Genomic DNA, 19,659 nt, shown 5'->3' on the forward strand with positions numbered 1-19,659 from the left:
GCATGCCGCGCTATTGCTGGACGGCGCGCTTGGCCGAGCCGCGCCAAGGGATGTTTGTCGCCTGGAAAGCCCGTCGGTCAGTGGACTAGTGTGGTTACAAGCCCCGAGTCGGGGTGTACGTGGAGAATTGGAAATGGAGCGACATCACAGAAGGATCAACAGTACCAAAAGGCGCAAGTTGATTGCCGCCTACAAATTGCCGGGTGCGCCAGGCACGCACGCGGCTTTACCACTGGACACCGAAGATGACTGCAATGCGGCGGTGGTCAACAACGGCGTGATTTCTTTCGCCGAGGGACTGTCCGGGCTTAACCGCGAGTACATCCGCAAAAGCTACCTGTTGGCCAGCAGTTATGTGAGCGATGTATTGAAGGTTCATCGGGGCACCGAGGCCTGGTACGACGAATTTATCAAGGTGATGGTCAGCCTCGGCTGGTTGCCGTTGCGCAGCAGTTTTGAGCGAGTCTCACGCGTCGGCGAGGGGCTGACGGTGCAACTGGCGGCATTGAATATCATCGGCGCGATGCTCGCGTCGATGTCGTTGTCGGGGCCGCTGCTCAGCCTGCTGCCGAAACTGGCCGCGGATGCGCTGGAAGCCTTGAAGCAACAGCCGGCGTCGTTCGATTTGTTCAAGCGCAACTGCAGCGTGCACCAGGGCGGTGACTTTGGCGTGGCGTCCTGCGCGCAAACCAATGGCGAAGTGATGATGGTGCTGGTGACCTACAGCAGCCATGGCGTGAGTAAACAGGTGGGTTTGCCGTTCCTTGAATGGGACAGCTCATCGTTCGAGGCCTTCAGCGGGCAGACCTGCCTGGTGCTGAATACCTCGGTGGTCAACGAGAAGACCCTTCAACTGATGCGTGACAGCGCGGGTGACAAGGTGCAGTCGGCCATTGCCAAATACCGGATCTAGGTCACCAGATAACCGCGCACCCCGGTAAAGATAATTTGCGCGGCCAGGGCACACACGAACAACCCCATCAACCGGCTGACAATCTGCAAGCCCTGGTCGCCGAGAATTCGTTCGATCCGATTGGACAGGTACAGCACCACGCCCACGGTAAGGCTGGCCAGGGCGATGCTGAGGATGGCGGTGAGCTTGTCGTCCCAGTGGGGCTGGCTTACCCCCATCACCAGCAGCGCGCCGATGGTGCCGGGGCCGACCGTCAGCGGGATGGTCAGCGGTACGATGGTCACGTCCTGCTGCACGTTATCGGTCTGCACCGCCGACTTGCCCTGGGCCATGCCCAGGGCGGAGATAAACAGCACGCTGCCGGCACCGATGCGAAAGGCATCCACGGTGATGCCGAACACACTGAAAATCACCCGGCCGAACAGGTACAGCAGCACGCTCGACACCAGCGTCGCCAGCGCGACTTTCCACGCCAGGCGCCGCCGCTCCTTGCTGGAATAACCACGGGTCAGGCTGATAAAGCAGGACAGCACAAAGAACGGGCTATAGAGCACCAGCATCTTCAGGTAAACGCTGAACAACACATGGAGCATGAGGGGCGGCTCGCGGCAGAGGAAAGTTGGCAGAGTCTATCAGGCGACATAGAACAAATGTGGGAGGGGGCTTGCTCCCGATTGCGGTATACCAGCCAGATATTACTCACTGACCCACCGCGACTTAAGCCCAACCTATCAATCGTTCATACTCGGCCGACTTTCAAGAAAAACAGTCACCGCTGTGTAGTCACTGCCATTGGCATGTCGATACAGCGTACGGCTGTGATAGTCCGATACATCTCCCGCCACCGAGACAGTGATCGTTTGGCCTTGCACTTCAACCTTTGCCGATGCATCACGCGTAATCAGAAATGGACTGGCACCTTCCAAAGCAGACAATATTTCTCGATCAGCCCCCAAGGTGCGGTAGACGTAGTATCGGTAAGTGAACGGAACAGTTGCCCCTCCACGATCATCCTTCACGCCGTAGACCGAAGCATCACTGCTCAGAGGCGTGCGGAGTACAACCTCTGTCAATTTCGGGCGACCTGGCGAAAGAAGCCAGCCGCCGCCGATATACACCAAGCACAGCGCCAGCAGGATCGTGGTAACAATAGAATAAAGCGACTTTTTAGTAGTTCCTGAATCTGGCATACCTGATTCCTTCCTTGATCCAATATTGGTCGACAGGATCATCGCCGAATGGTGCATTCCCCCACCAACGACCAAATTCGTCTTTGTCCGTACCGGCGCTGTTTTGAGCAAGGCCCGCTGCGCGCAAAAGCACGTTCTCGCTAAAACCGCCAGCAATCCCTACCGCACCATAATGGAAGTTTCCAAAAGCTTCATATTCAATGGATATTTGCTTGTAATCCCAAGGTCCGCGATTACGGACCTGAGTATAAAACCAAGAGTACATAAACGCTGAGCCAGCCTTTAGCACATTCTTTTTGTGGAACGCGGTGGCCATATTTTCATCAAGTGATACGCCGGGTGGCGGCATAGGGTTCGCCATTGCATGCTTCCTCTGCATTAGGGGCTTGCGCAGCGGAACCTAACACCAGAAGGTCAGAATGATGAGCGGAGCAAGGAACAAAAGAGAATTCGTACGAAGGAGTAGGACATGCCTCACGTCACTGCATAATGATGAGATGTTTCCTACAGTTCTTTCGGGTTGCTGGTCGGAACGGGCATCAATAGTCTTCGCCAGCCGCTGCCAATTCAGCGGCCGGACGTGAGAAATCCGAACTACTCCATTGGCGCAAAAGCGCCCACCATATACAGTGCAGGCGCTTTTCTATGCCCGCTGTTATGGCGGCTGTGCGCGGGCACGCTTCGGCGTGGCCGAGTTCCTGGAGACTTGGTTTTCTCACTCCGCGTACAGTTGCCACCCACAGTTCGTGAGAAAAACTTGGTGGTAGCCCTTAATTCTCCAGGAGCTACATCATGATCAAAGACAGTCCAAACCCTCCTTCAGATTCAAACCTGCTCTTCATCCTCCGTCCTGACCTCGACAACGAAACCCTGCTGGTCAACGCCTCTCAGGATCTAGAATCCATCAATGCCATCGCGACCCACCTAGCCTTTGAAGTCGATGGTCCACAGCGCAGTGTGGTGTTAGGGCTTTGTCGAATGGTCGAGGGAGTGCAGTTACTGATAGATCGAATGGTTGATGGATGCGGCGAGGCTCGAGCACAGTAGTAGCGGCCGGCTTTAGAGCCTCATCGCGGCATAGGTATCTACACAACCTTGTAGCAGCCAACGGTAACCACGATGCGAAGCGAGTCGCTCTTGATCTTGCTCTTGATCTAGGCGCCCCGTTAAACCACGCTGGCCGGAATTCGACATTGATTTGGGGGGTAAACCGGCAGGGATGCCGGTTTAGCCGCCCCGCGCCATGGATGGCGCGGGGCGGCGGCCCCCCAAATCACTGTCGGATTACGGGCACACCGAGCCGGGGCGAGGTGCCGAGTGGTGGGGCAAGAGCGTTTTGCTTACTTTTGCGCTTTTTGTACGGACCGGACACATGGTTGACACCTGTGCGGGGACATAGTGGACACATTATGCCCCGTAGTCAGGGTTATTCACGTCGAAGGTCCGTAGAAATTGATGACAGAAGTAGACGTCAAATAAGCCATCTCTCTCAGCGTTAGGACGTATTGCGATGTGTTGTCCACGCAGACCTTTGGCGATGCTGAAGTAGCGTTTCTGAAAGCGAAATCGACTGTCATAAACCTTAGCCAACACATCATCTGGGCCATATTCAAATTCCGACAGTTGCTGTGGATACGCCCAGGGACTGCTCCGATAGCGGTCCATAGGCACCTTGTAACCCAGCGCCTGATGAGGGCGCTGCAGGTTATAAATCTCACGCCATTGATCAAAAGCCGATTGAGCCTCCATCAGTGTGGAAAAATAACGCCCATCAAGCACTTCTGCTTTGAGCGAGCGGTGGAAACGTTCGATCTTCCCATTGGTTTGAGGATGGCGAGGACGGCTGAAGCTGATCCGAATTCCCAGGCGAATCAGCCAGATACTCAGTTCTGAAACTTCACCCGGATTGCGTGGCGAGCCCCAGGGAGCGCCGTTATCAACGTTGATCCGAACTGGCAAGCCATAGCGCTGGAAAACCTCGATCATCTTCTCCTTCACCGTGGCTCCCCGTTCGTTATCACAGGCATCAATGGCTAGGCTGAACCGGGAGTGGTCATCCAACAGAGTCAGGGGGTGGCATCGACCTTGTTGCAGTGCGAAATGTCCTTTGAAATCCATCTGCCACAGATCATTAGGCGCGTCGTGTTCAAATCGCAACGTCGCCGTATGTTCCTTCTGAGGCGGTTGAATCAGGCCATGGCGGTGCAAGACATTGGTGACGGTGCTGGGAGCAATGCGCTTTTCCAACAGGCTACTAATGGTGCGTCCACCCCATGCTGGATGGGCCTGTCTAAGTGCGATGATTTGGGCTTCCAAAGCCGTCTGAGTCAGTTTAGGGCTGGTCGCTGGCCTGCGGGATTTCTCTTGCAGACCAGGCTGACCCAGCGCCTCGTAGCGTTTGAGCCACTTGTACGCTGTTTGTGGGCTGATACCGAATCGTCGACACAACTCACGTTTGTTGCTGCCGGGTTGCCGTGCTAAGGCAACGAACTCTTCTTTCAGGCTCATGGCGTCTCTCGTAGTCCAAGGCATGATGGCTTTCCGACGAAGTTGGCTCGCCGCAAAGTGTCCACCATGTCCCCGCACACCCGTCAACCATGTGTCCGGTCCGTACACGCTTTTCAAAAGTGAGCCGCCGTAAGGGCGGAACCCATAGCAGCCGTTACCGCAGCAACGGATATGTACTCGCCCTGATCCAACATCCTGGTCGGCTGTCAGGCCGCCATCGGGGGCAAGCCCCCTCCCACATTTGGATCGCGCGGCATCAGTCAGATAGCTATTGGCCGGCAGGCCGCCACGGGAGCACGCGCCCTCGCCACAGGTTCAAGGCCACGCCAAAAGCTGTGTAGATACCTATGGCCATCGGGGGCAAGCCCCCTCCCACATTTGGATCGCGCGGCATCAGTCAGATAGCTATAGGTCGGCAGGCCGCCACGGGAGCAAGCTCCCACGCCACAGGTTCAGGGCCACGCCAAAGTTGTGTAGATACCTATGGCCATCGTGGGCAAGCCCCCCTCCCACATTTGATTGCGTTTCAAGTCAGGAGGGCGCGTGCTCTGGCCGTTGTTGGCGCTGCGCCACCCAGAATTCCACCAATTCACGCAACTGCGACAGCTCCACCGGCTTGGCCATATGCCCATCCATCCCGGCCTGGCGCGCACGTTCCTTGTGTTCCGAAAGAATGTGCGCGGTCAGGGCCACCACCGGCGTGCGTACGCGTTGGTGGCTGACTTCCCACGCGCGCAGTTGCTGGGTGGCGGAGAAACCATCGAGGATCGGCATTTCACAGTCCATCAACACCAGGTCATAACGCTGGGCTTTCATCGCCTCCAGCGCTTCTTCGCCGTTGCTGGCGGTGTCCGGGTTGAGGTTGAGCTTGCCGAGCATGCCACGTATCACTTTAGTTGAGATGCTGTTGTCTTCGGCCACCAGGATGCGGAAGTCGCTGGGCACCGTAATCACTGCCGGGGCGGCTGGCGCGGGGCGAGGGTGGGTCACGCCTTTGCTGCGTTGGGCCAGTTCGTCGGCCAGGGTGGTCTTGAGCGTATAGCCGGCCACCGGTTTGGCCAGGATGCGTTTGATCCCGCAGTTGCGCGCGATGATCTTGCTCGGCGCGTTGCTGATGCCCGTGAGCATGATCAGCAGGATATCGTGGTTCAGGCTCGGGTCTTCCTTGATCTTCGCCGCCAGTTGCATGCCGGTCATGCCGGGCATGTTCTGGTCCAGGAGTACCACGTCGAAGTAATCGCGCAGGTGCGCCTTGGTACGCAGCAGGGCCAGGGCCTCTTTGCCGGAAGCCACGGCGCTGACGTTCAGGCCCCAGGCCGAGCATTGCTGCAACAGCACCTTGCGGCAGGTGTCGTTGTCGTCCACCACCAGTACGCGTGCGTCCTTGAGCGGGCCGTCGAGATCGGAGGTCGGATGCTCCAAGCGTTCCGGGTCCAGCGGCAGGGTCAGCCACAGCGTGCTGCCTTGGTGACTGCCGCTCTTTATACCGAACTCGCCGTTCATCAACAGGATCAACTGGCGTGCGATAACCAGGCCCAGGTGGCCGCTCAAGCGTGTCGCCGAGAGGAAGTTCTTGCTGTGCAGTTCGCTGTGCAGCAGGGCGTCGCGTTCGGCGGCTTCCATCGGCACGCCGCTGTCTTGTACCGCGATGCGCAGGCGTGGCTTGGTGCTGCGTTCGTCGAGGGCCACGACGATCAGCACTTCGCCCTCGTCGGTTTTGTGCAGGGCGTTTTCCAGCAGGCTCAGCAACGCCTGGCGCAGGCGTGTCGGATCACCGCTGATCACGCGCGGCACCTGGGGCTGGATGAAACTGATCAGCTCGACATTCTGCTGCTCGGCCTTGGCGCGGAAGATGCTCAGGCAGTCGTCGATCAGCGCGTTGAGGTCGAACTGCACATCATCGAGTTCGATCTGTCCCGACTCGAGCTTGGAGATGTCGAGGATTTCGTTGATCAGCGTGAGTAACTCGTTGCCGGCGCTGTGGATGGTCTGCACATAGTCGCGTTGTTTCACCGACAACGGCGTGCCCAGCAGCAACTCGGTCATGCCCAGCACGCCATTCATGGGGGTGCGGATTTCGTGGCTGATCTTCGCCAGGAATTCGGCCTTGGCGGCAATTTCGGCGTTGCTGGCGGCCAGGTCGCGGCTGAGGCTGAAGCGGGTTTCGACAATGGCGCGCTGGCGCTCGCCGAGGGCCAGGCTCATCAACAGGCCGCTGAGGCAGATAAACGTGAGCAGGGTCACGATCAGGCCTTGCGGCGCCACCAGCGTGAGGCCGAGCAGGGCGGGCAGAATGATCAGCGTGCCGATGTTGAACACCACCATGCCGGCCACGAACAGGCGCGCCGGGCGATAGCCTCTTTGCCAGTGATAGGCCGAGACAAACAGCATGCTCAGGCCGGCCAGCGCGACCAGGGCATAGGTGATGATGTTCAGCGGCAAGGTGTTGACGAACAACAGCAGCAGGCCACACAGCACGATCAACAAGATGTCGGCCATCAACAGTTTGTTCAGCGGGTGTGGGCCCAGGGGCATGAAGAAACGATAGGCAAACATCAGCCCGCACGGCGCGGTCAGCAGCAGCGCGAGGTAGGCGCCAGGGGTCTGGATCGCATGCCAGTTCGGCAGCCATGGCCCCACCACGTTGAGCAACAGCGCCAGGCTGAGCATCAACAGCACTTCGCAGGCCGCCAGCCACAGGCTGCTGCGCGAGCGGTGGTAGGCGAAGCGTGTGAGGTTATGCAGGATCAGCATCAGCAGCACGCCGAACAACAGGCCATAGAGCAGCGTCTGGTTCTGATTGGCGGCGGCCAGTACGGCGGGTTCCAGGGTGATGTAAGGGCGTAGCTCGTGCTCCGACACCAGGCGCAGGTACACCTCGAGCGGGCGCTGGCTCTGCGGCATCGGGAGCATGAAGTCACTGCTCGGCAGCGGGCGCTCGGCCTGGGGCTGGCGCGTGCCGGTGGTCTGCTGTTCCACCAGGGTATCGCCGTCCAACACATACAGGCTCAGGTGCGACAGGTCCGGCGCGAACACCCGCAGCACTTGTTCATGCTTGCCGGGTTGCAGCTTGAAGCGTACCCACAACGCACCGTCTGGCTGCGCGGCGGTAATCCGGTCCAGTTCGATGGGGCTGAATTGATTGGTGTAGCGGGCGGAGCGGATATCGCTCAGTTGCAGGTCGGCCTGCTCATCGAGCAATACTGCCCAACCACTGCCTTGCGCAGCGGCTTGAGCCGGGGCCAGGCAGAGCAAGGTCAGCAGGCTGACTGTAAAAGCTAAGGCGATCCTGAGCCAGCGCAAGGCGAAGTCCCTTCGTAGGTGAATGCACGGGTTAACTATGCGCGGGGGGCATGAGTACGGCAAGGGCCAGAGGCCCTTACCTACCCGAACGGATAGCTACTCAGTTGCTCTCGCCACGTTCACGGGCAATGGCGCGGTAACCGATGTCTGTGCGATAGAAGCAGCCTTTCCAGTCGATTTTCGCGGCCAGTTTGTACGCCTGTTGCTGCGCGGCGTCGACACTGGCGCCCATCGCGGTGGCGCACAGCACGCGGCCACCGGCGGTGACGACCTGGCCGTCCTTCAGCGCAGTGCCAGCATGGAACACCTTGCCTTCCAGCGCTGCCGCCGCCTCCAGGCCCTCGATCACATCGCCCTTGGCGTAATCGGCAGGGTAGCCACCGGCCGCCAGCACGATACCGACGCTCGGGCGTGGGTCCCACTGGGCTTCGACCTTGTCCAGGGCCTGGGCCAGCGCGGCTTCCACCAGCAGCACCAGGCTCGACTGCAGGCGCAGCATCACCGGCTGGGTTTCCGGGTCGCCAAAGCGGCAGTTGAACTCGATGACTTTCGGGTTACCGGCTTTGTCGATCATCAGGCCGGCATAGAGGAAGCCGGTGTAGACGTTGCCTTCGTCGGCCATGCCGCGCACGGTCGGCCAGATCACCAAGTCCATGACGCGCTGGTGCACATCGGCGGTGACCACCGGCGCCGGGGAGTAAGCCCCCATGCCGCCGGTGTTCGGGCCGCTGTCGCCGTTGCCGACGCGCTTGTGGTCCTGGCTGGTGGCCATTGGCAGTACGTTCTTGCCGTCGACCATCACGATGAAGCTGGCTTCTTCGCCGTCGAGGAATTCTTCGATTACCACGCGCGAACCGGCGTCACCAAAGGCGTTGCCGGCGAGCATGTCGCGCACGGCGTCCTCGGCTTCCTGCAGGGTCATGGCGACGATCACGCCTTTACCCGCAGCGAGGCCGTCGGCCTTGATCACGATCGGCGCGCCTTTTTCACGCAGGTAAGCCAGGGCCGGCTCGATCTCGGTGAAGTTCTGGTAGTCGGCAGTCGGGATCTTGTGGCGCGCCAGGAAATCCTTGGTGAAAGCTTTCGAACCTTCCAATTGAGCGGCGCCGGCGGTCGGCCCGAAGCAATCCAGGCCACGGCTGCGAAACAGGTCGACAACGCCGGCCACCAGCGGCACTTCCGGGCCGACGATGGTCAGGGAGACGTTTTTCTCGGCGAAATCTGCCAGTTGCTCAAGCGCCAGCACGTCGATAGCGACGTTCTCGCACTTGGCTTCAATGGCGGTACCGGCGTTACCCGGTGCAACGAAAACTTTCTGGACGCGTGGGTCCTGGGCAACTTTCCAGGCCAGGGCGTGTTCACGGCCACCGCTGCCAATGATCAAAACATTCATTTCAAAAACCTCAAATTCTGTAGGCGCTGCTGGAGCGCTTCATGTGGGAGGGGGCTTGCTCCCGATGGCGGTGTGTCAGTCAGAACATTTGGATCTGATCCACCGTAATCGGGGGCAAGCCCCCTCCCACATTGGATCAGTGGCGGAAGTGGCGCATGCCAGTGAAGACCATGGCGATGCCAGCTTCGTCGGCAGCAGCGATGACTTCAGCATCGCGCATCGAACCGCCCGGTTGGATCACGGCGGTCACACCGGCTTTCGCGGCGTTATCCAGACCGTCACGGAACGGGAAGAACGCATCGGAAGCCATTACCGAGCCGGCTACCTGCAAGCCGGCGTGTTCGGCCTTGATCGCAGCGATACGTGCCGAGTTCACGCGGCTCATCTGGCCGGCGCCGACACCGATGGTCTGGCGATTCTTGGCGTAGACGATGGCGTTGGACTTAACGTACTTGGCGACTTTCCAGGCGAAGATCAGGTCGTTGATCTCCTGCTCGGTCGGCGCGCGTTTGGTCACGACTTTAAGGTCCTGGCTGCCGACCATGCCGATGTCGCGGCTCTGCACCAGCAAGCCGCCATTGACGCGCTTGTAGTCCCAGGCGGCGGCGCGTTCAGCCGACCATTCGCCGCAGGCCAGCAGGCGCACGTTGGCCTTGGCGGCGACGATGGCGCGGGCTTCTTCACAGACGCTTGGCGCAATGATCACTTCGACGAACTGACGCTCGACGATGGCCTTGGCCGTCTCGGCATCCAGTTCACGGTTGAAGGCAATGATGCCGCCGAATGCCGATTCGGTGTCGGTGGCGTAGGCCAGTTCGTACGCCTGGCGGATCCCGCCTTCAGCGTCCGGGCTCACGGCCACGCCGCACGGGTTGGCGTGCTTGACGATCACGCAGGCCGGCTTGACGAAGCTCTTCACGCACTCCAGCGCGGCGTCAGTGTCGGCCACGTTGTTGTAGGACAGTTCCTTGCCTTGCAACTGGGTGGCGGTGGCGATGCCGACTTCGGCTGGCTTGGCCTCAACGTAGAACGCCGCGCTCTGGTGCGGGTTCTCGCCGTAGCGCATTTCCTGGGCCTTGATGAACTGGCTGTTGAAGGTGCGTGGGAACTGGCTGCGGCCTTCGGTGCTCAGGACGTCGGCGGCCTGGTTCACGGTGCCCATGTAGTTGGCGATCATGCCGTCGTAGGCGGCGGTGTGTTCGAACGCCTTGAGCATCAGGTCAAACCGCTGGGCGTAGGTCAGGCCACCGGCTTTGAGGCTGTCGAGCACTTGGGTGTAGTCGCTGGCGTTGACCACGATGGCCACGTCTTTGTGGTTCTTGGCGGCCGAGCGAACCATGGTCGGGCCGCCGATATCGATGTTTTCGATGGCGGTCGGCAGGTCGCAGCCTGGCTTGTTGATGGTAGCTTCGAACGGGTAGAGGTTAACCGCCACCAGATCGATCGGCTTGATGCCGTGCTCGTTCATGATGGCGTCGTCGATGCCGCGACGGCCAAGGATGCCGCCGTGGATTTTCGGGTGCAGAGTCTTGACCCGACCGTCCATCATTTCCGCGAAACCGGTGTAGTCCGCGACTTCTACTGCGGCCACGCCGTTGTCCTGCAGCAGTTTGAAGGTCCCGCCCGTGGAGAGGATTTCCACGCCAAGGAGCTGCAAGCTCCGGGCAAATTCGAGGATCCCGGTCTTGTCGGAAACACTGATCAAGGCGCGGCGGATCGGCAGGCGGGTAGTCTGGTCGGTCATCTCAATTTCCATCAAAAGCAAAGGAGTCAGCAAAAAAGGCGACCGTTTTTACGCGGGCGCCTTTCTGGTTTGATTGAATGCTTACAGCAAATCGTATTGCTTGAGCTTTTTGCGCAACGTGCCCCGGTTGAGGCCCAGCAGCTCACTGGCTTTGGTCTGGTTGCCCTTGACGTAGTTCATCACGCTTTCGAGCAGGGGCGCCTCGACTTCGGAGAGCACCAGGTTGTACACGTCCGTGACGGAAGCGCCTTCGAGGTGGGCGAAATAATTGTGCAGCGCCTTCTCGACACTCCCGCGAAGGGTCTGGCCTTCTTCGCTCGGCGTGTTGAGGTGCTGTTTCAAATTGACGTTGTCGCTCACGGGTGCTGTTCCACTCACTAAAGTCTCGGTCATCATCGTCATGCGGCCACCCCTTCTCCATCCCCTGTTCCCAGGCTCTTGTCACGTTCGGCGAAGAACTCACGAACGGTGGCGACCTGTGCCTGCGTTTCATCCAAACGGTTGAACTGAGCGCGAAATTCCCTGGCGCCCGGCAAGGTGGCGAGGTACCAGCCGACATGCTTGCGAGCAATGCGTACGCCCATCACATCCCCATAGAAGGTGTGCAGGGCGGCCAGATGCTCTAGCAGAATACGTTCCACCTCGGTCAGTCCCGGTGCCGGCAACACGTTGCCGGTACGCAGGAAATGCTCGATCTCACGGAAAATCCATGGCCGCCCCTGGGCGGCCCGGCCGATCAACACGCCGTCGGCACCGGTTGCGTGCAGCACGCGCCGGGCTTTCTCGGCTGAATCGATATCGCCATTGGCAAACACCGGCATCGACACCGCCTGCTTGATTGCGGCGATGGTGTCGTACTCGGCTTCCCCGGTGTAAAGGTCGGCGCGGGTGCGGCCATGCACCGCCAGCGCTGCAATACCTGCCTGTTCGGCGATCTTCGCCACCGTCAGGCCATTCTTGTTGTCCCGGTCCCAGCCGGTCCGAATCTTCAGGGTCACCGGCACATCGACTGCGGCGACAACGGCCTGCAGGATCTCGGCAACCAACTGCTCATCTTTCAACAGGGCGGAGCCTGCGGCCTTGTTGCAGACCTTCTTGGCCGGGCAGCCCATGTTGATATCAATGATCTGCGCGCCCAGCTCCACATTGGCCCGAGCCGCATCCGCCAGCATCTGCGCATCACCCCCGGCGATCTGCACCGAGCGTGGCTCGGGATCACCTTCGTGGATCATGCGCATCCGCGACTTGCGGGTGTTCCACAAACTCATGTCGCTGGTGACCATTTCAGAGACTACTAGACCCGCGCCCAAACGTTTGCAGAGCTGACGAAAGGGCTGGTCCGTGACGCCCGCCATTGGGGCGAGGATCAAGCCGTTGTGCAATGTATATGGGCCGATGCGTACCGCCGACATAGGACTTCCCTGTTGTGGGGCCGGATCATTAGAGTTCGAAAAAGGGTTGGCATGATACCCGCTCTCGATGACTGGATAAAGGCTGAATTGGATAAAATCTGAACAGTTATTTTTTTATCGCCAGCGGTTTGGTTGACGTCGGCGCAGTCAATAAACCGCCGTCAAACCTCGGTACTGGCGCAGCTTCACTCGGGCGAATGGAAGCTCAGGCTGTAGTTCACCGCTTTGCTGCCGGGGTCAAGGATGTCCAGGGAGATGTGGATCGGTGTCTGCGACGGCATTTCGCTGACCCCGGCCAACTCGCCGCTGAGGTACTCGGCCGGCTTGAAGCGCCGACTGGCGATCAGGCCGCCGTTTAGGTCGGCAAAGCGCAGTTCCAACTGCGGAAAGGGCTGGGAGAAGGTCGCGCGGTTGTAGATGATCGCATCCACCACCAGCGCCCCGGCGAACTCCGGATGGCTGCGCACCACCAGGTTGCTGCTCTTGATGTGGGCGATGTCGACCCGTGATGGCACGGTGCAGCCCAATTTCGGGCACAGTTGCTGGAACCACGGACGATAGGCGTCCTGGCGGGCCAGTTCGTCGAATTGGTAGGCAATGTACTGGCCCGCCAGGCCGGCGGCGGCGAGCAGTACCAGCACGATCCAGGTCAGGCGGCGGCCCAGGCCTGACGGACGCTTCTGCGCATACAGGTGCAGCGGGTCGTCCTCCAGGTCCTGGAACACCTCGTCGACATTGGCCTCGGCACGCGCGCGCTTGCGCCGGGCGTGGGGGCGGTCGTCGGTGGCTTGCGCCGCTGGCGTCAGGGGCGTGAAGGGTGGATCGGGATCGTCGTCCGGGGTCGAGCGAAGTGGCGGTTCGTCGTCGTCGAGATCGTCGCGGTGAAACGACAGGGACGGCTCGGTGCGCTCGCTCGGCTCCGGCTCGGCTTCGGCGGGCAGGACGCGCTCTTGCGGCGGCTCGCTGAACAGGCTGGCGGCCCACTTTTCTTCCTCGGCCTTGACTGTATTGCGGCTGGCGCTGAGGGCATCTTCCTTGTGCCGACGCTCGGCACCGGGCTGGCGGCGGTCCGCGCCGACGGGCTGGGTGTGCTGAATTTCGCGGCGCTCGAGCTTGGCCAGTTCCTCGTCCAGGTCCAGGTTGTCCAGGTCCAGCTCTTGGGCTGTCCACTGTTTCTGGCTGATTGCGCGCGGCGGCTCAGGCGAGGGTTCATCAGCGCCAGACTGTTCAGGTTGCGCTGCCGGCACCGAGGCCCGCTGCTCCAGCAACTGGCGCGCGGCGTTGAACACCTGCAGGCAGGAGCCGCAGCGCACCACGCCACGGGCCACGCTCAATTGAGCGTGGTTGACGCGAAAGCGTGCTTGGCAATGCGGGCACTGGGTGACGAAACTGTCGCTCATGCGGCCATCCGATTCAGACAAGCGCTCATTCTAGCGCCGACGACCGCTGATGCGTACCCAGCCGTCACGGTTGGCGATGGGGTCCAGCTCGAAATCCCTGGCGTAGGCGGCGGCGACCTCTTCACCTTGCTCGGCGAGAATGCCCGACAGTGCCAGGCGCCCGCCTGGCTTGACCAGGTTCGACAACTGCGGCGCCAGCGACACCAACGGCCCGGCGAGGATGTTGGCGACCAGCACATCGGCCTGTACCTGGGGCAAATCCTCAGGCAAATAGAGTGGGAACTTGCCTTCGGGAATGTGGTTGCGCCCGGCGTTATCGCGGGAAGCTTCCAGGGCCTGCACGTCGATATCGGTGCCCACGGCCTGCTTGGCGCCTAGAAGCAGCGCGGCGATGGCCAGGATCCCCGAGCCGCAGCCGAAGTCGAGCACGTTGCAGTCGCTCAGGTCCTGGCCGTCCAGCCATTCCAGGCACAGCGCGGTGGTGGGGTGAGTGCCGGTGCCGAACGCCAGGCCCGGGTCCAGCAGCAGGTTGACGGCATCCGGCTCGGGGGCGGCGTGCCAGCTGGGTACGATCCACAGGCGCTGGCCGAAACGCATGGGCTGGAAGTTGTCCATCCAGCTGCGTTCCCAATCCTGGTCTTCGATCACTTCGCTGTGATGCTCCGGCAGCGGGGTGCCGGTGAGCAATTCCAGATGGGCCAGCACGCTGGCGGCCTCGGTACCGTCTTCGAACAGGGCCAGCAAGTGGGTGTGGGACCACAGCGGGGTGGTGTTGAGTTCCGGTTCGAAGATCGGCTGGTCTTCAGCGTCCATGAAGGTCACCGACACGGCGCCGACTTCGAGGAAAGCGTCTTCGTAGGTTTCGGCTTGTTCTGGGCTGATGGCGAGACGGACTTGCAGCCAAGGCATGGCGGGCACCTTTGAAAAAATGAGTGTGCAGCGGGATGGGGCTGCGAAAGCGCGCAAGTTTACGCGAGCGGCGTGCAGAAGACGACATTACTGACTGAACGCCGACCAAATGTGGGAGGGGGCTTGCCCCCGATAGCGGTGTGTCAGTCTCAACATCTGTAACTGAGCCACCGCCATCGGGAGCAAGCCCCCTCCCACATTTGAACTGTGTACATCCTGGAAATCGGAGTTCCAGAAACAACAAAGCCGCCCGAAGGCGGCTATGTTGGGTGGAGCACTTACTGGTTGGCCAGCTTGTGTTCCAGGTAGTGAATGTTCACACCACCTTCGCAGAAGCCTTCATCACGCACCAGGTCCCGATGCAGCGGGATGTTGGTCTTGATGCCGTCGACCACGATTTCGTCCAGGGCGTTGCGCATGCGGGCCATGGCCTCATCGCGAGTCGCGCCCCAGGTGATCAGCTTGCCGATCAGCGAGTCGTAGTTGGACGGAACCTTGTAGCCGCTGTACAGGTGCGAATCTACGCGTACGCCGTTGCCGCCGGGCGCGTGGAAATGCTTGACCAGCCCAGGGCTCGGCATAAAGGTTTGCGGGTCTTCGGCGTTGATCCGGCATTCCAGGGAGTGGCCATGGATCTTCACGTCGTCCTGGGTGAAGGACAGCACGTTGCCGGCGGCGATGCTGAGCATCTCCTTGACGATGTCGATACCGGTGACCATCTCCGACACCGGGTGCTCTACCTGCACGCGAGTGTTCATCTCGATGAAGTAGAAACGGCCGTTCTCGTAGAGGAACTCGAAAGTACCGGCGCCACGGTAGTTGATGTCGATGCACGCCTTGACGCAGCGCGCCAGGACTTCCTGGCGAGCTTTCTCGTCCAGGCCCGGTGCCGGGGCTTCTTCCAATACCTTCTGGTGACGACGCTGCAGCGAGCAATCGCGGTCGCCCAGGTGGATCGCATGGCCCTGGCCGTCGGACAGTACCTGCACTTCCACGTGACGTGGGTTGGTCAGGTACTTCTCCAGGTAGACCATCGGGTTGCCGAACCAGGCAGCCGCTTCGGAGCGGGTCTGCTTGGCGGCTTCGATCAGTTCTTCTTCCTTGTGCACCACGCGCATGCCGCGACCACCACCGCCACCGGCGGCCTTGATGATCACCGGGTAGCCGACTTCACGGCCAATGCGCAGAGCGGTTTCCTCATCTTCCGGCAGCGGGCCGTCGGAGCCGGGAACGGTAGGCACGCCGGCCGCGATCATGGCGTCCTTGGCCGAGACCTTGTCGCCCATCAGGCGAATGGTTTCGGCTTTCGGGCCGATGAAGGCAAACCCGGATTTTTCCACCTGTTCGGCGAAATCGGCGTTTTCCGCGAGGAAACCGTAGCCTGGGTGAATGCCATCGGCGCCGGTCACTTCGGCGGCAGCGATGATGTTCGAGACTTTCAGGTACGAGTTGGTCGCCAGGGGCGGGCCGATGCAGATGCTCTCGTCCGCCAGTTTCACGTGCATCAATTCGGTATCGGCCGTCGAGTAAACAGCGACGGTCTTGATGCCCTCTTCCTTACAGGCGCGCAGGATACGCAGCGCGATCTCGCCGCGGTTGGCGATCAGGACTTTTTGCAGTTTCTTCGCAGGTTTCAACATCGAAGGCGCTCCGCGGTTCAAACGATGGTGAACAGCGGCTGGTCGTACTCAACCGGCTGACCGTTTTCTACCAGGATGGATTCGATGACGCCGGCTTTTTCAGCCGTGATGTGGTTCATCATCTTCATCGCTTCAACGATGCAGATGGTGTCGCCCACTTTCACGGTCTTGCCCACTTCAACGAAGGCTGGCGAGGTCGGTGCCGGGGTGCGGTAGAAAGTACCGACCATTGGCGACTTGACCACGAAACCGTTCAGCTCAGGGGCTGCTGGCGCCGCAGGCGCGGCGGCGGCTGGAGCGGCGGCAGGTGCGGCAGCGGCGGGAGCCGGTGCTTGCATCTGTGGCGCGTAGAACTGTTGAGCCGGGGTCTTGCTGTGACGGCTGATCCGTACGGACTCTTCGCCTTCCTTGATTTCCAGCTCGTCGATACCGGATTCTTCCAGCAGTTCGATCAGTTTCTTAACTTTACGGATATCCATGAATCATCAACTCCCAAGGGTCGGTCAGGGGCGTTTAGCCTGTTCTTCAACGTGTTCCAGGGCGGCCTCCAGGGCCAGTCGGTAACCGCTGGCGCCAAGGCCGCAGATCACTCCTACCGCTACATCGGAGAAGTAAGAGTGATGGCGGAAAGCTTCGCGTTTGTGCACGTTCGACAAATGCACTTCGATGAATGGGATGCTCACCGCCAGCAGCGCGTCACGTAATGCAACGCTTGTGTGCGTAAAAGCGGCGGGATTGATCAGAATGAAATCCACGCCTTCGCCACGCGCGGCATGGATGCGATCAATCAATTCATACTCGGCATTGCTTTGCAGGTAGAGCAAATGGTGGCCGGCGACACGGGCCCGCTGTTCCAGATCGAGGTTGATCTGATCCAGGGTCACTGCCCCGTAGACGCCCGGTTCACGGGTGCCGAGCAGGTTCAGGTTGGGTCCGTGAAGAACCAGTAAGGTCGCCATCGGCTGTTCCTTGTTATTGGTGGGGTACGACAGAACCCGGCGACTATGCCGCAAAGCCTTTGTGACTGTCCAGTTCTATGCAGTAGCCAGCACGATTAGCGAGGATTGCGCGAAATTTGTGACTGTGGCTCAGGATCTGGTCATTGGCAATGCAATCGAGAACATGTGGGAGATCAATGTGGGAGGGGGCTTGCCCCCGATAGCAGTGTGTCAGTCTCGACATCTGTAACTGAGCTACCGCAATCGGGGGCAAGCCCCTCCCACATTTGTTCTTCATAGGGCGCGGGATCGGGTCAGACCCGGAAGGCTTTCACAGCCGTATTGAGCTGCCCACCCAGCACCAGTAGATGCTCGCCCTGGCTGCGTCCCTGGCCGATACGCCGCAGGTTGTCTTCACCCAGTTGGTGAATTCTTTCGCTGTTGTCGCGAATCTCACTCACGGCCCCGCTTTGCTGTGCTGTCACGTCAGCGATGCGCACGGCGGTCGCGGAGATGGTCTGGATCGCCCCGACGATTTCATCCAGCGCGCCATCGGCGGCCTGGGCTTGCTCGGCGGTGGCTTCGGCGTGTTCGACCTGTGCCCGCATGCCTTGTACCGATTGGTGGGCGGCGGTTTGCAGGCCGGCGATCAGGCCCTGGATTTCGGCGGTGGCGCCGGCGGTACGCTGGGCCAGGGAGCGCACTTCATCGGCGACCACGGCAAAACCGCGCCCGGCCTCACCGGCGCGGGCCGCTTCGATCGCCGCGTTGAGCGCCAGCAGGTTGGTCTGCTCGGCGATCGAGCGGATCACCGTGAGTACACCGCCGATGGTCGCGGACTCTGCGGCGAGTTTCTCGATCATTTGCGCATTTTGCTGCACTTCACCCACCAGGGCATGCAACCCGGCCAGGCTCAGGCCGATCACCCGCTGGCCTTGTTCCACGGCGACGCCGGCACTGCGACTCGCGCCTGCAGCCTGGCTGGCATCACCCGCCACTTGCTGGATGGTCGCCTCCAGTTCGCCCAGGGAGTCACGAATCTGCGCGGTGTCCCCGGCCTGGCGTTCGGCGCCGTCGTGCAAACCGCTGCTCAGTTCGGCCAGGGTGCGGCTGCTGCCGGCGACTTCTTCGGCATTGCCGCGGATCGTGCCGACGAGGTCCACCAGATAAGCGCGCAGGCGGTTCAGCGAGGCTTCGATGTCGTGCAGTTCGCGATTGGTCCTGCCCAAGGCGATCGGCTGGCTGAAGTTGCCTTCGGCCCAGGTGGACAGCGCCGGGGCGAGGTGAGTCAGCACCCGTGCCAGACGGCGTTGCAGGGTATCGATCAACAGTGCGATCAGCAGGATCAGGCCAATCATCAGCCCCTGCATCAGGCGCACTTCGCCCTGGATGTTGGCGTGCTGTGCGCGCACCACCGGCTCCAGGCCGGCGATGGCTTGTCGCACGCGGGTGATCTTGATGTGTGTGGCGGCGGCGAGGTCGGTACGTTGCTGGATCTGTTCGCGGGTGCGCTTGAGTTCGGCGGGGTAGCGGGTCAACAGGCTGTTGAGTTCACGTTTGAGGTCGACGCCGGTGTCCTGGGCTTCGGTTTTTTCAGCGTTTTCCAAGCCCATCAACGCGGAAAAATCGTCGCTGCTGGATTCGGCGCTGGCCTTCACCCCGAGCAAAGGCAGCTGGGCCAACAGGTCGGCCTGGGTACGAATGTTGGCGATTTCACGCTCGACATCATCGGCCAATTCGGCGCGACCGCTGCTCACCAGTTTGTCCCGGGCCAAGGACAGCTTGCCCAAGTGTTGCGAGGCGGCCAGCAGTGGCGGCAGATAGCGCGCCGCGTCCGGGGCATTCACGGCGCTGGCGTACTGGCTCAGTTGCTCCAGGTTCGCCCCCAGCTCGCGTTCGGCCTGCAATAACAGCGCTTGCGGGTCGCCGGCCAGTTTGCCGGCGGCGAGCAGGTCGGTTTTGCTGAAGGTGTCTAGCTCCGTGAGGCTGGGCCGCAGGTTCTGCGCCAACTCGGGCGGCAATGAATCGAGCTGCTGCAGCAGGCTTTCCAGGCTCTGGCCGGCGCTGCTCAAGCGCAGGGCATCGCCGCTGGCCAGGTAGTCGTCGATATTGCGTGCGGCCTGGTTCTCAAAGGCCTGGGACAGCCCCAGATAGCGCTCCATCAACAGGTACGGGCGCTCCAGTGCTCGTTGCGACCACCAGAGCGTCGCTCCGAGTGCGAGGCACACGGCCACCAACAAAAGGGTATTGAGATTGGTCAGCAGCTTCAGGCGCATGCGTGGTTTCAACCGACAGCAAAAGATAAGTGC

The 19,659-nt window shown here is 60.8% G+C and carries 17 protein-coding genes; 2 read left to right on the top strand and 15 right to left on the bottom strand.

The genetic code is table 11. The annotated features are described in order from the left end of the window. Positions 1–133 precede the first annotated feature (133 nt). On the top strand, positions 134–913 hold the full coding sequence (locus C4J93_RS03070) for a hypothetical protein (RefSeq protein WP_124369432.1): 780 nt from the start codon (positions 134–136) through the stop codon (positions 911–913). Here the strand turns inward: C4J93_RS03070 and C4J93_RS03075 are convergent. The 3 genes from C4J93_RS03075 to C4J93_RS03085 form a co-directional block, all read right to left on the bottom strand. Continuing rightward, complete coding sequence (locus C4J93_RS03075) at positions 910–1,506, bottom strand: MarC family protein (RefSeq protein WP_065883442.1); 597 nt, start codon at positions 1,504–1,506, stop codon at positions 910–912. The two genes, C4J93_RS03070 and C4J93_RS03075, sit on opposite strands and share 4 nt — an antisense overlap. Positions 1,507–1,644: 138 nt before the next feature. Further along, on the bottom strand, positions 1,645–2,103 hold the full coding sequence (locus C4J93_RS03080) for a hypothetical protein (protein ID WP_124402942.1): 459 nt from the start codon (positions 2,101–2,103) through the stop codon (positions 1,645–1,647). After that, a complete protein-coding gene (locus C4J93_RS03085) occupies positions 2,081–2,464 on the bottom strand; it encodes a polymorphic toxin type 44 domain-containing protein (protein ID WP_372238158.1) in 384 nt (127 codons plus the stop codon). The genes C4J93_RS03080 and C4J93_RS03085 overlap by 23 nt, the downstream gene beginning before the upstream one ends. Before the next feature lie 431 nt (positions 2,465–2,895). On the opposite strand from C4J93_RS03085, the gene C4J93_RS03090 reads away from it, so the two are divergent. Further along, positions 2,896–3,150, top strand: a complete 255-nt coding sequence (locus C4J93_RS03090; protein WP_124402943.1) for a DUF6124 family protein — start codon at positions 2,896–2,898, stop codon at positions 3,148–3,150. Positions 3,151–3,510: 360 nt separating this feature from the next. Here C4J93_RS03090 and C4J93_RS03095 read toward each other — a convergent pair whose 3' ends face one another. From C4J93_RS03095 to C4J93_RS03155, 12 genes are all read right to left on the bottom strand, one after another. Then, entirely contained in the window at positions 3,511–4,635 is a 1,125-nt protein-coding gene (locus tag C4J93_RS03095) for an IS481 family transposase (RefSeq protein ID WP_124428561.1), read from the bottom strand. Positions 4,636–5,142: 507 nt separating this feature from the next. Further along, entirely contained in the window at positions 5,143–7,914 is a 2,772-nt protein-coding gene (locus tag C4J93_RS03100) for a hybrid sensor histidine kinase/response regulator (RefSeq protein WP_124365680.1), read from the bottom strand. Between the two features lie 100 nt (positions 7,915–8,014). Next, positions 8,015–9,307 (bottom strand): phosphoribosylamine--glycine ligase, encoded by a 1,293-nt coding sequence (gene purD, locus C4J93_RS03105; RefSeq protein ID WP_124369434.1) that lies wholly within the window; start codon positions 9,305–9,307, stop codon positions 8,015–8,017. 136 nt (positions 9,308–9,443) lie between these two features. Beyond that, the gene (gene purH / locus C4J93_RS03110) at positions 9,444–11,051 is read right to left on the bottom strand and encodes a bifunctional phosphoribosylaminoimidazolecarboxamide formyltransferase/IMP cyclohydrolase (protein WP_124428562.1); all 1,608 of its coding nucleotides are present in this window, start codon (positions 11,049–11,051) and stop codon (positions 9,444–9,446) included. Positions 11,052–11,132: 81 nt separating this feature from the next. Next, a complete protein-coding gene (gene fis / locus C4J93_RS03115; protein WP_003221275.1) occupies positions 11,133–11,453 on the bottom strand; it encodes a DNA-binding transcriptional regulator Fis in 321 nt (106 codons plus the stop codon). Beyond that, on the bottom strand, positions 11,450–12,463 hold the full coding sequence (gene dusB, locus C4J93_RS03120) for a tRNA dihydrouridine synthase DusB (RefSeq protein WP_124361093.1): 1,014 nt from the start codon (positions 12,461–12,463) through the stop codon (positions 11,450–11,452). The genes fis and dusB overlap by 4 nt, the downstream gene beginning before the upstream one ends. A 185-nt stretch (positions 12,464–12,648) precedes the next feature. Beyond that, the gene (locus C4J93_RS03130) at positions 12,649–13,863 is read right to left on the bottom strand and encodes a DUF3426 domain-containing protein (protein WP_124428563.1); all 1,215 of its coding nucleotides are present in this window, start codon (positions 13,861–13,863) and stop codon (positions 12,649–12,651) included. Between the two features lie 30 nt (positions 13,864–13,893). Beyond that, positions 13,894–14,772, bottom strand: coding sequence for a 50S ribosomal protein L11 methyltransferase (gene prmA, locus C4J93_RS03135; protein WP_124365685.1), 879 nt, complete (start codon positions 14,770–14,772; stop codon positions 13,894–13,896). A 278-nt stretch (positions 14,773–15,050) separates the two neighbouring features. Next, complete coding sequence (gene accC, locus C4J93_RS03140; RefSeq protein ID WP_124365687.1) at positions 15,051–16,412, bottom strand: acetyl-CoA carboxylase biotin carboxylase subunit; 1,362 nt, start codon at positions 16,410–16,412, stop codon at positions 15,051–15,053. A 17-nt stretch (positions 16,413–16,429) separates the two neighbouring features. Beyond that, entirely contained in the window at positions 16,430–16,891 is a 462-nt protein-coding gene (gene accB / locus C4J93_RS03145; RefSeq protein ID WP_124428564.1) for an acetyl-CoA carboxylase biotin carboxyl carrier protein, read from the bottom strand. 24 nt (positions 16,892–16,915) lie between these two features. Then, positions 16,916–17,371: a type II 3-dehydroquinate dehydratase gene (aroQ, locus tag C4J93_RS03150; RefSeq protein ID WP_065951442.1), complete on the bottom strand. Its 456-nt coding sequence runs from the start codon at positions 17,369–17,371 to the stop codon at positions 16,916–16,918. Positions 17,372–17,664: 293 nt separating this feature from the next. Next, complete coding sequence (locus tag C4J93_RS03155) at positions 17,665–19,626, bottom strand: methyl-accepting chemotaxis protein (RefSeq protein ID WP_124369440.1); 1,962 nt, start codon at positions 19,624–19,626, stop codon at positions 17,665–17,667. Positions 19,627–19,659: the final 33 nt, after the last annotated feature.

Origin of the sequence: Pseudomonas sp. R2-37-08W, from assembly GCF_003851705.1 — a bacterium.
GTDB lineage: Bacteria > Pseudomonadota > Gammaproteobacteria > Pseudomonadales > Pseudomonadaceae > Aquipseudomonas.